11 protein-coding genes are annotated in these 13,234 nt (G+C 54.2%); 7 read left to right on the forward strand and 4 right to left on the reverse strand.

Annotation, left to right across the window (positions count from 1 at the left end):
* Positions 1-40: 40 nt before the first annotated feature.
* On the forward strand, positions 41-3,841 hold the full coding sequence (gene yhdP, locus V6E55_RS10265; protein WP_316942754.1) for an AsmA2 domain-containing protein YhdP: 3,801 nt from the start codon (positions 41-43) through the stop codon (positions 3,839-3,841).
* Between the two features lie 84 nt (positions 3,842-3,925).
* Positions 3,926-5,371 carry a metalloprotease TldD gene (gene tldD / locus V6E55_RS10270; RefSeq protein WP_028016998.1) on the forward strand — a complete coding sequence of 482 codons (1,446 nt, stop codon included), beginning with the start codon at positions 3,926-3,928 and terminating at the stop codon, positions 5,369-5,371.
* A 46-nt stretch (positions 5,372-5,417) separates the two neighbouring features.
* On the opposite strand, the gene V6E55_RS10275 is transcribed toward tldD, so the two are convergent.
* Positions 5,418-6,032, reverse strand: coding sequence for a YagU family protein (locus tag V6E55_RS10275; RefSeq protein WP_114978875.1), 615 nt, complete (start codon positions 6,030-6,032; stop codon positions 5,418-5,420).
* A 219-nt stretch (positions 6,033-6,251) separates the two neighbouring features.
* Positions 6,252-7,178, reverse strand: a complete 927-nt coding sequence (gene aaeR / locus V6E55_RS10280; protein WP_028017000.1) for an HTH-type transcriptional activator AaeR — start codon at positions 7,176-7,178, stop codon at positions 6,252-6,254.
* A 179-nt stretch (positions 7,179-7,357) separates the two neighbouring features.
* Here aaeR and aaeX point away from each other — a divergent pair, with 179 nt between their 5' ends.
* The 5 genes from aaeX (at position 7,358) to V6E55_RS10305 (ending at position 12,340) form a co-directional block, all read left to right on the forward strand.
* A complete protein-coding gene (aaeX, locus tag V6E55_RS10285) occupies positions 7,358-7,561 on the forward strand; it encodes a p-hydroxybenzoic acid efflux pump operon protein AaeX (protein WP_003860416.1) in 204 nt (67 codons plus the stop codon).
* A 7-nt stretch (positions 7,562-7,568) separates the two neighbouring features.
* Complete coding sequence (aaeA, locus tag V6E55_RS10290; protein ID WP_129994875.1) at positions 7,569-8,501, forward strand: p-hydroxybenzoic acid efflux pump subunit AaeA; 933 nt, start codon at positions 7,569-7,571, stop codon at positions 8,499-8,501.
* 5 nt (positions 8,502-8,506) lie between these two features.
* A complete protein-coding gene (gene aaeB, locus V6E55_RS10295; RefSeq protein ID WP_114978874.1) occupies positions 8,507-10,474 on the forward strand; it encodes a p-hydroxybenzoic acid efflux pump subunit AaeB in 1,968 nt (655 codons plus the stop codon).
* Between the two features lie 90 nt (positions 10,475-10,564).
* On the forward strand, positions 10,565-12,019 hold the full coding sequence (locus V6E55_RS10300) for an NAD-dependent succinate-semialdehyde dehydrogenase (RefSeq protein WP_316942755.1): 1,455 nt from the start codon (positions 10,565-10,567) through the stop codon (positions 12,017-12,019).
* Positions 12,020-12,067: 48 nt separating this feature from the next.
* Positions 12,068-12,340: a barstar family protein gene (locus V6E55_RS10305; RefSeq protein ID WP_008502839.1), complete on the forward strand. Its 273-nt coding sequence runs from the start codon at positions 12,068-12,070 to the stop codon at positions 12,338-12,340.
* A gap of 66 nt (positions 12,341-12,406) precedes the next feature.
* Here the strand turns inward: V6E55_RS10305 and yhcN (V6E55_RS10310) are convergent, their stop codons facing one another.
* Both yhcN (V6E55_RS10310) and yhcN (V6E55_RS10315) read right to left on the reverse strand, forming a co-directional pair.
* The gene (gene yhcN / locus V6E55_RS10310) at positions 12,407-12,673 is read right to left on the reverse strand and encodes a peroxide/acid stress response protein YhcN (RefSeq protein WP_111964988.1); all 267 of its coding nucleotides are present in this window, start codon (positions 12,671-12,673) and stop codon (positions 12,407-12,409) included.
* 110 nt (positions 12,674-12,783) lie between these two features.
* Positions 12,784-13,047 (reverse strand): peroxide/acid stress response protein YhcN, encoded by a 264-nt coding sequence (gene yhcN, locus V6E55_RS10315; protein WP_114978871.1) that lies wholly within the window; start codon positions 13,045-13,047, stop codon positions 12,784-12,786.
* Positions 13,048-13,234: the final 187 nt, after the last annotated feature.

The following is a 13,234-nucleotide window of genomic DNA, read 5'->3' on the forward strand; positions in this document are numbered from 1 at the left end:
CGCAGTACGCTGCGTGACCAAAGCTGACAAGGAGAGATGCGTGAGGCGATTGCCGGGGATTTTATTGCTTACAGGGGCAACGCTGGTCGTGATTGTCGCGTTGCTCGTGAGCGGGCTACGCCTCGTTTTACCGCATCTGGACAGCTGGCGTCCGCAACTGCTGGCGAAAATCGAATCCACCACCGGCGTGCCGGTGGACGTAAGCCAGATCAGTGCTAACTGGCAGAATTTTGGCCCGACGCTCGATGTCCGGGATATCAACGCCAGCCTGAAAGATGGCGGCTACCTGAAAATCAAACGCGTGACCCTGGCGCTGGACGTCTGGCAAAGCCTGCTGCATCTTCGCTGGCAGTTTCGCGATCTCACCTTTTATCAACTCCAGTTTTTGACCAATACGCCGCTGTCCGGTGGAGACAGTAGCCAGGGTCTTGAAGCCAACCGTTTCAGCGATCTCTTCCTGCGCCAGTTCGATCATTTCGATCTTCGTGACAGCGAAGTGAGCTTTATTACGCTTTCTGGCCAGCGTGCTGAACTGGCGATCCCACAACTGACCTGGCTCAACGGTAAGGATCGGCACCGCGCGGAAGGACAGGTGAATCTCTCCAGTCTGAACGGTCAGCACGGCGTGATGCAGGTGCGCATGGATCTGCGAGACGATGACGGCTTGCTCAACAACGGCAAGGTATGGCTTCAGGCCGACGATGTGGATGTGAAACCGTGGCTGGGAGACTGGCTTCAGCAAAATATGCAGCTGGAAACCGCCCGTTTCAGCCTTGAAGGCTGGATGACCCTGACGAAAGGGAAATTTGCCAGCGGCGATATCTGGTTGAAAAAGGGTGGAGCAAGCTGGAAGGGTGAGAAACAGCAGCATCAGCTTTCCGTCGATAACCTCACCGCGCACGTGACGCAGGAGAAAGGGGGCTGGCAGTTTGCTATTCCGGATACGCGCATCACCATGGACAACAAGCCGTGGCCGCGTGGCGCGCTGATGCTTGCCTGGATGCCGGAGCAGGATGTGGGAGGAGCGGCCAGTAAACGCAGTGATGAGTTGCGCATTCGCGCCAGTAACCTGGATTTGGCCGCAATAGAAGGTCTGCGCTCAATGGCGGCGAAGCTCTCTTCGGATCTCGGGGAAATCTGGCAGGCCACGCAGCCGAGCGGAAAGATTGATACGCTGGCGCTGGATATTCCGCTCCAGGCGACGGAAAAAACCCGCTTCCAGGCTACCTGGAAAGATCTTGCCTGGAAGCAGTGGAAGTTACTGCCAGGCGCGGAGCACTTTAGCGGCAAGCTGGAAGGCAGCGTAGAGAACGGCAGGCTGACGGTCGATATGCATGACGCCAGAATGCCTTACGAGACGGTCTTCCGCGCGCCACTGGAAATTGAACAAGGCAGTGCGGTACTTAACTGGCTCAAGAATGATAAGGGCTTCCAGCTTGATGGCCGCCATATCGACGTAAAAGCCAAAGCCGTGCATGCGCGCGGTGATTTTCGCTATCTGCAACCAGAAGGTGATGAGCCGTGGTTGGGGATTCTGGCCGGGATCAGTACCAACGATGGTTCTCAGGCCTGGCGCTATTTCCCGGAAAACCTGATGGGGAAAGCGCTGGTGGACTATTTGAGCGGCGCGATCCAGGGCGGACAGGCGGATAACGCCACGCTGGTCTATGGCGGTAACCCGCATCTTTTCCCGTACAAACATAATGAAGGTCAGTTCCAGGTCCTTGTGCCGTTGCACAATGCCACCTTTGCGTTCCAGCCAGGCTGGCCAGCACTGAAAAACCTGGATATCGAGCTTAACTTCCTCAATGACGGATTATGGATGAAGTCAGACAGCGTCGCGCTGGGTGGCGTGACGGCCAGCAATCTGACGGCCAACATCCCGGATTATTCAAAAGAAAAACTGCTGATTGATGCCGACATCAACGGCCCGGGCAAAGCAGTAGGACCGTATTTTGAGGAGACGCCGTTGAAAGCGTCGCTGGCGGCGACGCTTCAGCAACTGCAGCTTGATGGCGATGTGAATGCTCGCTTACATCTCGATATCCCGCTGGACGGTGAGATGACCACTGCCAAAGGCGACGTCCGTCTGAAGAATAACAGCCTGTATATCAAACCGCTTGAAAGTACGCTGAAAAATCTCAGTGGGCAGTTCAGTTTTGTGAACGGTAACCTGAAGAGCGAGCCGCTCACTGCCAGCTGGTTTAATCAGCCCGTAAATATCGACTTTACGACCACTGAGGGTGAAAAGGCGTATCAGGTGGCTGTCAATCTCGATGGTAACTGGCAGCCAGCGCGTATGGATGTCCTGCCGAAGCCGATTGAAGCGTCAGTGGATGGGTCGGCATCCTGGAAGGGGAACGTGGCAATCGAACTGCCTTATCACGCTGGCGCACATTATAAGGTCGACATCACGGGAGACCTGAAAAACCTCCATAGCCAGCTACCTGCGCCGCTGGATAAACAGGCCGGACAGCCGCTGCCAGTCAAGCTTAACGTCGATGGCAACCTGAACAGCTTCGAGCTGACCGGAAGCACGGCCGGGAAAAATCACTTCAACAGCCGCTGGCTGCTTAACCATAAGCTCACACTCGACAAAGCCATCTGGACAACAGATAGCCGCTCGACACCGCCGCTGCCGGAGCAGGCGGGCATTGAGCTGAATCTCCCACCGCTGGACGGTGCAGAGTGGCTGGCGCTGTTCCAGAAAGGCGTTGGACAAAACGTTGATGAAACCGCTCAGTTCCCGCAGACCATTACCGTACGTACACCGTCGTTGATGTTGGGTGGGCAACAGTGGAACAACCTGAGTATTGTTTCTCAGCCAACGGCTAACGGCACGAAAGTCGAGGCCCAGGGCAGAGAGATCAACGGCGCGCTGACCATGCGTAATCACGCGCCGTGGCAGGCAGCGATCCGCTACCTCTACTACAACCCGACAGCTGCGAGCGGGAACGGTCAACCGGCAAATACATCGCCGTTAAGTAATACATCCCGCGTCGATTTTACTGGCTGGCCTGATCTCCAGTTGCGCTGTGCCGAATGCTGGCTGTGGGGGCAAAAATATGGCCGTATCGACGGTGATTTCGCTATTCAGGGAAATACGCTCACGCTCACCGGCGGCCTGGTCGATACCGGTTTTGGTCGCATGACGGCTGCCGGAGAATGGGTGAATAACCCGGGCGAGCAACGTACCTCTCTGAAGGGCGACCTTAAAGGCAACAAACTGGATGCTGCGGCCAATTTCTTTGGCATCACCACACCGTTGCGTGGCTCATCATTTGACGTTGATTACGATCTTCACTGGCGTGCCGCGCCGTGGACGCCGGACGAAGCCTCGCTGAACGGCATCCTGAAAACCCGCTTCGGTAAAGGTGAAATCGCCGACGTAAGCACAGGGCGCGCCGGGCAGATCCTGCGACTGCTGAGTTTTGATGCGCTGCTGCGCAAGCTGCGCTTTGATTTTAGCGATACCTTCAGCGAAGGGTTCTACTACGATTCCATCCGCAGCACGGCGTGGATCAAAGACGGCGTTATGCATACGGACGACACGCTGGTGGACGGCCTGGAAGCGGATATCGCGATGAAAGGCTCGGTCAACCTCGTGCGTCGCGAGCTGGATATGGAAGCCGTGGTGGCGCCGGAAATTTCCGCGAGCGTTGGCGTGGCAGCAGCCTTTGTGGTGAACCCGATTGTCGGTGCGGCGGTGTTTGCCGCCAGTAAAGTGCTGGGGCCGCTGTGGAGCAAGGTCTCCATTCTGCGCTACCACATTACCGGCCCGGTAGATAAACCGCAGATTAATGAAGTGCTGCGCCAGCCGCGCAAAGAAGCACAGCAATGATTTGACGTGGGCAGGTAATTGCCTCACTCTCAATAAATACGATCTTTATACCGCCACAGGCGGCAACGAACGAGTAGCAATACGATGAGTCTGAACCTGGTAAGTGAACATTTGCTCGCAGCGAACGGCCTGAGCCATCAGGACCTGTTCTCCATTCTTGGTCAACTGACCGAACGCCGTCTCGACTACGGCGATCTCTATTTCCAGTCGAGCTATCACGAATCCTGGGTTTTAGAAGACAGCATCATCAAAGACGGCTCTTATAACATCGACCAGGGCGTCGGTGTCCGTGCCGTCAGCGGCGAGAAAACCGGTTTTGCCTATGCCGATCAGATTAGCCTGGCCGCCCTGGAGCAGAGTGCTCAGGCTGCGCGTACCATTGTGCGTGATACCGGCGATGGTCGTGTGAAAACGCTGGGTGAAGTGCAGCACTCTGCGCTCTATACCAGCATTGATCCGCTGCAGAGCATGAGCCGTGAAGAGAAGCTGGATATTCTGCGCCGCGTGGACAAAGTGGCGCGTGCTGCCGACAAGCGTGTGCAGGAAGTCTCTGCCAGCCTGAGCGGTGTCTATGAGCTGATTCTCGTTGCGGCGACGGACGGTACTCTGGCGGCGGATGTTCGTCCGCTGGTCCGTCTCTCCATCAGCGTACAGGTTGATGACGACGGCAAACGCGAGCGCGGTTCAAGCGGCGGTGGCGGTCGTTTCGGCTATGACTGGTTCCTGGGCGATGTTGACGGTGAAGCACGCGCTGACGCGTGGGCAAAAGAAGCCGTGCGCATGGCGCTGGTGAATCTGAATGCCGTTGCAGCACCGGCGGGGACATTCCCGGTCGTTCTGGGTGCTGGCTGGCCGGGCGTGCTGTTGCACGAAGCGGTGGGCCACGGTCTGGAAGGTGACTTTAACCGTCGCGGTACATCCGTATTCAGCGGCCAGATGGGGCAGCTTGTCTCGTCTGAGCTTTGCACCGTGGTGGATGATGGCACCATGCGCGATCGCCGTGGCTCGGTGGCTATCGACGATGAAGGTACGCCTGGCCAGTACAATGTGCTGATCGAAAACGGTGTGCTGAAAGGCTATATGCAGGACAAACTCAACGCGCGCCTGATGGGCGTAGCGCCAACGGGTAATGGTCGTCGTGAGTCCTATGCGCATCTGCCGATGCCGCGTATGACTAACACCTACATGCTGCCGGGCAAATCCACACCGCAGGAGATTATCGAATCCGTCGATTACGGTATCTTCGCACCAAACTTTGGCGGCGGCCAGGTGGACATCACCTCCGGTAAATTTGTCTTCTCTACCTCAGAAGCGTATCTGATTGAGAAGGGCAAAGTGACCAAAGCGGTGAAAGGTGCGACGCTGATTGGCTCCGGTATTGAAGCCATGCAGCAGATCTCCATGGTCGGTAACGATCTGAAGCTGGATAACGGTGTGGGAGTCTGTGGTAAAGAGGGCCAGAGCCTGCCGGTTGGCGTAGGCCAGCCGACGCTGAAAGTCGACAATTTGACGGTGGGTGGCACCGCCTGATCTGACGATGCATAAAAAATGGCGCTACAGAGGTAGCGCCTTTTTTTTAACGCAAGTTACCTAATGGTATTTCCGGATCGGGCTCGTGTGTGATGCGATTACGCAAATCACGACGAATGATTTCGATCGACCAGAACCAGACTAAATGACCCACGATTTCTGAGACGTGTTCGTACCATGGAAGTTCGAACAGCGGCGGTGTCAGACCCATCAGCGGGAAGGAGATCATGTGGACAAAAAGCTGGGCTAACGCACCTGCAAGCAAACCTTGCCAGAGTTTAATTTTCGGGAAGACTTCCGCAACTACACAATATCCTACAGCGAATACAATTGAGAAAATAATATGTGTTACGCCGACCCAGTTAAATATATGACCGGCAAATGTATAAACCGCCGCGTTAGGATCGGCAATACCCAGCCAGTCGCGTAAAAATACATAAGGTGGGTTGAGAAAATTGCGCGAACAATCAATCTGACTTGCGGCTCTAATTAATTGCTCTGGTCCGCATGCGCCAGTGAATAAATCGGTGGGACTACGTGGCGGAAGCGGAACCTCGGCTCCCCATTTCACGAAGGCCGAGACAATTCCGGCTATCAAACCAATGAACGCGGCGAGTCCATAGCGCCTGCGCGAAGGTGGTGTTTGTTCAAATATATTCATTTCTTTTCCTTGTTTAATGTCATCCTGCGAAATACATTTTATTATTCATATTAGTAACAAATTAATAACAGTCTGAATGACAGACTTCTTATAAGGTAATGGGAGGGTAACTGAAGTGTCAATTAGCTATTACTGATAGTGGCGAGGGAAAATTCCTGAATGAATGCGCGTCTCATCCAGGACATATTCGTGCAAAATATGTGTTCCGCGACTAATAGATTATTCCTTACTTCTTCCGCGCATCCCCTGAAATAACTCCGCCACGTCCACAAAATAGTCGGTCAGATAGTTAATACACACCTGCACCTTGAGTGGTAGCTTGTCTTTTTCTGTGTACAGGGCGTATACCGGGCGCGGATCGGACTGGTAGCGAGGGAAGAGGATCTCCAGTACACCGCTGTTGATCTCGTTGATCACCCACATCAACGGTACGTAGGCGATCCCGGCTCCTGCCACTAACCAACGTGAAATGGTCATTGGATCGTTGGTGATAAAGCGGCCTTCTGGCAACAGTCTGGTGGAGAGCCCTTCCGGAGCAATCAGTTCGAATTCATTATCCGGTCGAACGCTGTATTCCAGCCATGAGTGGTTGGTGAGGTCGGCGGGTTTCTCAGGGACCCCGTACTGCGCCAGATAGCTTTTCGAGGCGCAAACCACCATCGGCATGCTGCCCAGCCTGCGCGAGAAAAGGCTGGAATCCTGCAACGCTCCAACGCGGATAACCACATCCAGACCATCGGCAATCAGATCCGGTGCCGGAATACCTGTCACCAGATTCACGGTTAATCCGGGATACTCTTTCAGCATGTCCGCTGTCATGGCAGCGAGGACATTTTGTGCCATAGTTGAAGAACAACCGATGCGCAGTGTGCCGATAGGTGTGTTGTTGAAAGCATAGAGTTGTTCGTGGACATCCTGCACTTCAAGCAGCATGCGGCGACAACCCTGATAGTAAATTTTACCCGCTTCTGTCAGCCCAATGCTGCGGGTACTGCGATTGAGCAGCTTGACCTGAAGCTCATCTTCCAGTTTGGACACCGTCTGGCTGATTGAAGAGACGCTCATCTGAAGCTGGCGTGCAGCAGCGGTAAAAGAGCCCAGTTCAACCACTTTGGCGAAAACCGACATGCGTTTTAAACGTTCCATTGTTCACTCTGGCTTAAAAGTGATTTAGATCACATATTATAGATAACAGCATAACAGTTACGTTAATATATTATTAATTACTTAACGGCTGCGCCATTCTCGCCCGGCATATCTTGCTCTCCTGCGATGGCGTGCGCTAAAAAATTCTGTAGCCTGCACTCTCTCTTATCAAGGTCAACATGAGTCTGTTTCCCGTTATCGTGGTGTTCGGTCTGTCGTTCCCACCGATATTTTTCGAGCTTCTTTTATCACTGGCGATCTTCTGGCTGGTGCGCAAGGTGCTGGTTCCTACCGGGATCTACGATTTCGTCTGGCACCCTGCATTGTTCAATACCGCGCTGTATTGCTGCCTGTTTTACCTGATATCGCGCATGTTTGTCTGAGGTTGATGTGAAAACACTAACAAGAAAAATCTCCCGAACCGCCATCACCATGGCGTTGGTTATCCTCGCCTTCATCGCTATTTTTCGGGCCTGGGTCTATTACACAGAATCACCGTGGACACGTGATGCGCGTTTCAGCGCCGATGTCGTGGCCATAGCCCCCGACGTGGCCGGTCTTATCACGGCGGTCAACGTTCACGATAACCAACTGGTAAAAAAAGATCAGGTACTGTTCACCATCGACCAGCCTCGCTACCAGAAAGCACTGGAAGAAGCGGAAGCTGACGTGGCCTATTATCAGGCGCTGGCGGCAGAGAAACGCCGTGAGGCTGGCCGTCGTAACCAGTTGGGTGTTCAGGCCATGTCCCGCGAAGAGATTGACCAGTCCAATAACGTACTGCAAACCGTGCTGCACCAGATGGCCAAAGCGCAAGCGACGCGCGATCTGGCAAAGCTCGATCTGGAGCGCACCGTGATCCGCGCGCCGGCCGATGGCTGGGTCACTAACCTTAATGTCTATGCCGGGGAATTTATCACCCGCGGCTCAACGGCCGTGGCACTGGTTAAACAGAACTCCTTCTACGTGCTCGCCTATATGGAAGAGACTAAGCTCGAGGGCGTGCGTCCGGGTTATCGTGCCGAAATTACACCGCTGGGCAGCAACCGCGTCTTTAAAGGTACCGTCGACAGCGTCGCCGCAGGGGTGACCAACGCCAGCAGTTCTAAGGATGCAAAAGGGATGGCGACAGTGGACTCCAATCTGGAATGGGTGCGTCTGGCTCAGCGTGTGCCGGTGCGTATCCATCTGGACGAACAGCAAGGAAATGTGTGGCCTGCGGGTACCACGGCGACGGTGGTGATTACCGGCGCGAAAGACCGGGATGCCAGCCAGGAGTCGATCTTCCGTAAAATTGCCCACCGTCTGCGCGAGTTTGGCTAATCGCTATGGGTATCTTTTCCATCGCCAACCAGCACATTCGCTTTGCCGTGAAGCTGGCGAGTGCCATTGTGCTGGCACTGTTTGTCGGCTTCCACTTCCAGCTTGAAACCCCGCGCTGGGCGGTGCTGACGGCGGCAATTGTCGCGGCTGGTCCGGCATTCGCGGCCGGTGGTGAACCTTACTCTGGCGCGATCCGCTATCGCGGGATGCTGCGTATCATTGGGACGTTTATCGGTTGTTTCGCGGCGCTGACCATTATTATTTTGATGATCCGCACCCCACTGCTGATGCTGATGGTGTGCTGTATCTGGGCGGGCTTCTGCACCTGGGTCTCGTCTCTGGTGAAAGTGGAAAACTCCTACGCCTGGGGACTGGCGGGTTACACCGCGCTGATTATCGTCATCACTATCCAAAGCGAGCCGCTGCTTGCACCACAGTTTGCGGTGGAGCGTTGCAGTGAGATTGTGATTGGTATTGTCTGCGCGATTGTTGCTGACCTGCTTTTCTCCCCTCGCTCTATCAAGCAAGAGGTGGATCGCGAGCTGGATGCGCTGATTGTTGCCCAGTACCAGCTGATGCAGCTCTGCATCAAGCATGGTGACAGTGAAGAGGTGGATAAGGCCTGGAGCGGGCTGGTACGTCGCACGCAGGCGCTGGAAGGAATGCGCAGTAACCTTAATATGGAGTCTTCGCGCTGGGCCCGGGCTAACCGTCGCCTTAAAGCCCTCAATACGGTCTCCTTAACGCTGATTACCCAGGCGTGCGAAACCTATCTGATCCAGAACACCCGTCCGGAAGCGGTCACCAATACCTTCCGAGAACTGTTTGCCGAGCCGGTGGAAACCGTGCAGGACGTGCATAAGCAGCTTAAGCGCATGCGCCGGGTCATTGCCTGGACAGGGGAACGTGACACACCAGTGACCATCTACACCTGGGTCGGGGCCGCGACGCGTTACCTGCTGCTGAAACGCGGCGTGGTTAGCAATACCAAAATCAGCGCTACGGAAGAAGAGGTGCTGCAGGGAGAAGTGGTGATTAAGGCGGAATCCGCCGAGCGTCATCACGCGATGGTCAACTTCTGGCGTACGACGCTCGCCTGCATGCTCGGTACGCTGTTCTGGTTGTGGACCGGCTGGACGTCCGGCAGCGGTGCAATGGTGATGATCGCCGTTGTGACTGCACTGGCGATGCGTCTGCCTAACCCGCGTATGGTCGCGATTGATTTCCTGTACGGCACCATTGCCGCTCTGCCAATAGGCGCGCTCTATTTCCTGGTGATCATCCCTTCCACGCAACAGAGCATGTTGCTGCTCTGCATAAGCCTGGCGGTAATGGCGTTCTTTATCGGTATAGAAGTGCAAAAGCGCCGTCTGGGATCGTTGGGGGCGCTGGCCAGTACGATTAACATCATTGTGCTGGATAACCCGATGACCTTCCATTTCAGCCAGTTCCTCGACAGCGCATTGGGTCAACTGGTGGGGTGTTTCCTGGCAATGATGGTTATTCTGCTGGTGCGCGATAACTCACAGGCAAGAACGGGCCGTGTATTGTTGAACCAGTTTGTTTCAGCTGCCGTGTCGTCGATGACCACCAATACCGCACGTCGCAAAGAAAACCACTTACCAGCGCTCTATCAGCAGTTGTTTTTACTACTGAACAAGTTCCCGGGTGACATCGCTAAGTTCCGGCTGGCATTAACCATGATCATCGCGCACCAGCGTCTGCGTAACGCGCCTGTGCCGATCAACGACGATCTGTCGGCTTTCCACCGTCAGCTACGCCGCACTGCCGACCATGTGCTTTCCGCGACCAGCGATGACAAACGTCGTCGTTACTTTACGCAACTGCTTGAAGAGCTCGATATCTACCAGGAGAAGCTGAAGGTCTGGGAAGCACCGCCTCAGGTGACCGAGCCAGTAGGACGGCTGGTGTTTATGCTGCATCGCTACCAGAATGCCCTCACAGATAACTGACTGAAGTAAAAAAGCCGACGCCAAAAGCGTCGGTTTTTTTGTGGCTATACTTAATTCCAGCACGTTCTTACATTCAGAAAGGGAGGACACATGACGACTGAGACGCTTCAGGACCACATCCTTTTTCAGACCGGTTATCTGGTTAATGGCATCTGGAAAACGCTGGACACGACGTTTGATGTGCTTAACCCGGCGACCGGCGAGGTCATCGCTAAAGTCGCGAAAGCGGGTAAAGCGGAAACCGAAGTTGCGATTGCCGCAGCCACTAATGCTTTCCCGGCATGGCGAGCCAAAACCGCGAAAGAGCGTTCGGCGATCCTTTACCGCTGGTACGAACTGATTATTGAAAATAAACACTGGCTCGGGCAGCTAATGACCTCCGAGCAGGGCAAGCCTCTTAAAGAAGCGGAAGGTGAAGTAGAGTACGCCGCCAGCTTTATCCAGTGGTTTGCCGAAGAGGCCAAGCGCGCTAACGGGGAAATTATTCCGCCGATCAAACCCGGTTCCCGCATTCTGGCAACCCGCGAGCCCATTGGTGTGGTCGCGGCGATTACACCGTGGAACTTCCCGATGGCGATGCTCACCCGTAAATTAGGCCCGGCGCTTGCTGCGGGCTGTACCGGGGTGATCAAACCAGCCAATAACACGCCGCTCAGTGCTTTTGCGCTGCTTACCCTGGCTAAACAGGCCGGTGTGCCCGACGGTGTCCTCAACGCCGTGGCCGGGAATACCCATGAAATCAGTGACGCGATCATGGCCAGCCGGGACGTACGTAAAATCTCCTTTACCGGTTCGACTTCCGTCGGCAAAACGCTGGTGCGTAACGCCGCAGACACCATGAAAAAAGTCTCGATGGAACTGGGGGGAAATGCCCCGTATATCGTTTTTGAGGATGCGGATATCGACGCAGCGGTTAAAGGTGCTATCGCCAACAAATTCCGTAATGCCGGGCAGGTCTGCGTGAGCGTTAACCGTTTCTATATTCAGGAAACCGTCTACGACAAGTTTGTGAATAAACTTGCCGATGCGGTGAAGGCGCTGAAGGTGGGTAATGGTCTTGAAGAGGGGGTTGTCGTCGGACCACTGATTGAACCTGCTGCGGTCAACAAGGTACGTGAGCATGTCGACGATGCCGTTGCCCGCGGGGCAACCGTACTGGCAGGGGGGAAACCCCATCCACTTGGCGGAAATTTCTGGATGCCAACCGTACTGGGTGACTGCCATGAAGGCATGAAGCTGGCAGAAGAAGAGACGTTTGGCCCGGTAGCGGCATGCTTCCGTTTCACCTCAGAAGATGAGGTCATTCAGCGTGCCAACAACACGCCTTATGGCCTGGCGGCTTACTTCTATACCCAGAATCTTTCACGCGTTTTCCGTGTTTCTCAGGCTATCGAGAGCGGGATGATTGGCATTAACGAATGTGCCGTTTCCACGGAACTGGGACCCTTTGGCGGCGTAAAAGAGTCAGGTCTTGGACGCGAGGGCTCCGTGCTTGGGCTGGAAGAGTATCTGGAAGTCAAAACCCTGCATATCGGGGGATTATAATAGACAGGGCGGCGGCAGCTGCCGTTCGCGTGGACTGGGTGGCTGGCAATGAAAACCTATACCTTTGATTTTGACGAGATCGACAGTCAGGAAGACTTCTATCGTGAATTTATCCGGGTGTTTGATCTTGAACGGGAAAGCGTGACGAATCTGGATACCCTGTGGGACGTGGTGACCGGCAGTCTGTTGCCACTCCCGCTGGAGATTGAGTTCATTCATTTACCCGATAAGCTGCGCAGACGTTTTGGCGCATTGATATTACTGTTCGATGAAGCGGAAGAAGAGCTGGAAGGGCAACTGCGTTTTAACGCGCGCCATTGAATTGCATAAAAAAAGCCCCTGACCAGCAGGTCAGGGGCAAGTCGTATGATGAAATACGACGAGGGTTTATTTGTACAGCTCTGCTGTTGCATGCCAGTGGTCACCCTGATTCAGTTCGGTGACACGATAGCTGCTGGCGCCTGCTTTTTCAGCTTTTGCGGCCAGTTCGTGACGAATATCCATGGGTGAACCAGTGACAGACGTTACGGATACACTGCCCATAGACTGCAGATTTTGTGCCTGGTCGGCATTCACTTGCTGTACGGCTGCACTTGCGCCGAAAGAGAGAACTGAGGCCAGACCGAGGGTTGCGATGATCAATTTGGTTTTCATAGTCTTTACTCCTGAATAGGGTTGTTGCTCAACGGCGAGAAGGGTTGAAAAGCTATTTTTATGCCTGGTGCCGTTGAGTGGAGATTTATGTCTTCAGTTATTGCTAAAACTTATTTATACAGCTCAGCAGTCGCGTGCCAGTGGTCACCTGAACGTGCTTCAATGATGCGGTAGGATGATGCACCCTGTTCTTCCGCTTTCTTGTTCAGCATCTCATGCATGTCCATCGGGGATGTACCGATCGCACCGACAGAAACCGTACCAATTGCCTGGCGGGATTGCGCCTGTTCAGCATTGATTGAGTCAGCAGCGAAAGCACCGAATGACAGGACAGACAGGACGCTCAGCGCCGCTACAGTAGTTTTAATGTTCATGATTTTTACCTCGTCGAATTTTTTAGTGGGGTCTTGTTTCGTGACCCTCATCACAAAATCAAGTATACACTAATAACGGTAAAAATTAATACCAGGCTAATTGTTCCAGTTGTTATTACGTGTTAACCAATGCGTTTTTTATAACCAAATTGCATAATATTGGGTGTTTTTTGTCCACTTTATGTAT

It is taken from the genome of Enterobacter sp. 342, from assembly GCF_036663495.1.
Lineage (GTDB): Bacteria > Pseudomonadota > Gammaproteobacteria > Enterobacterales > Enterobacteriaceae > Enterobacter.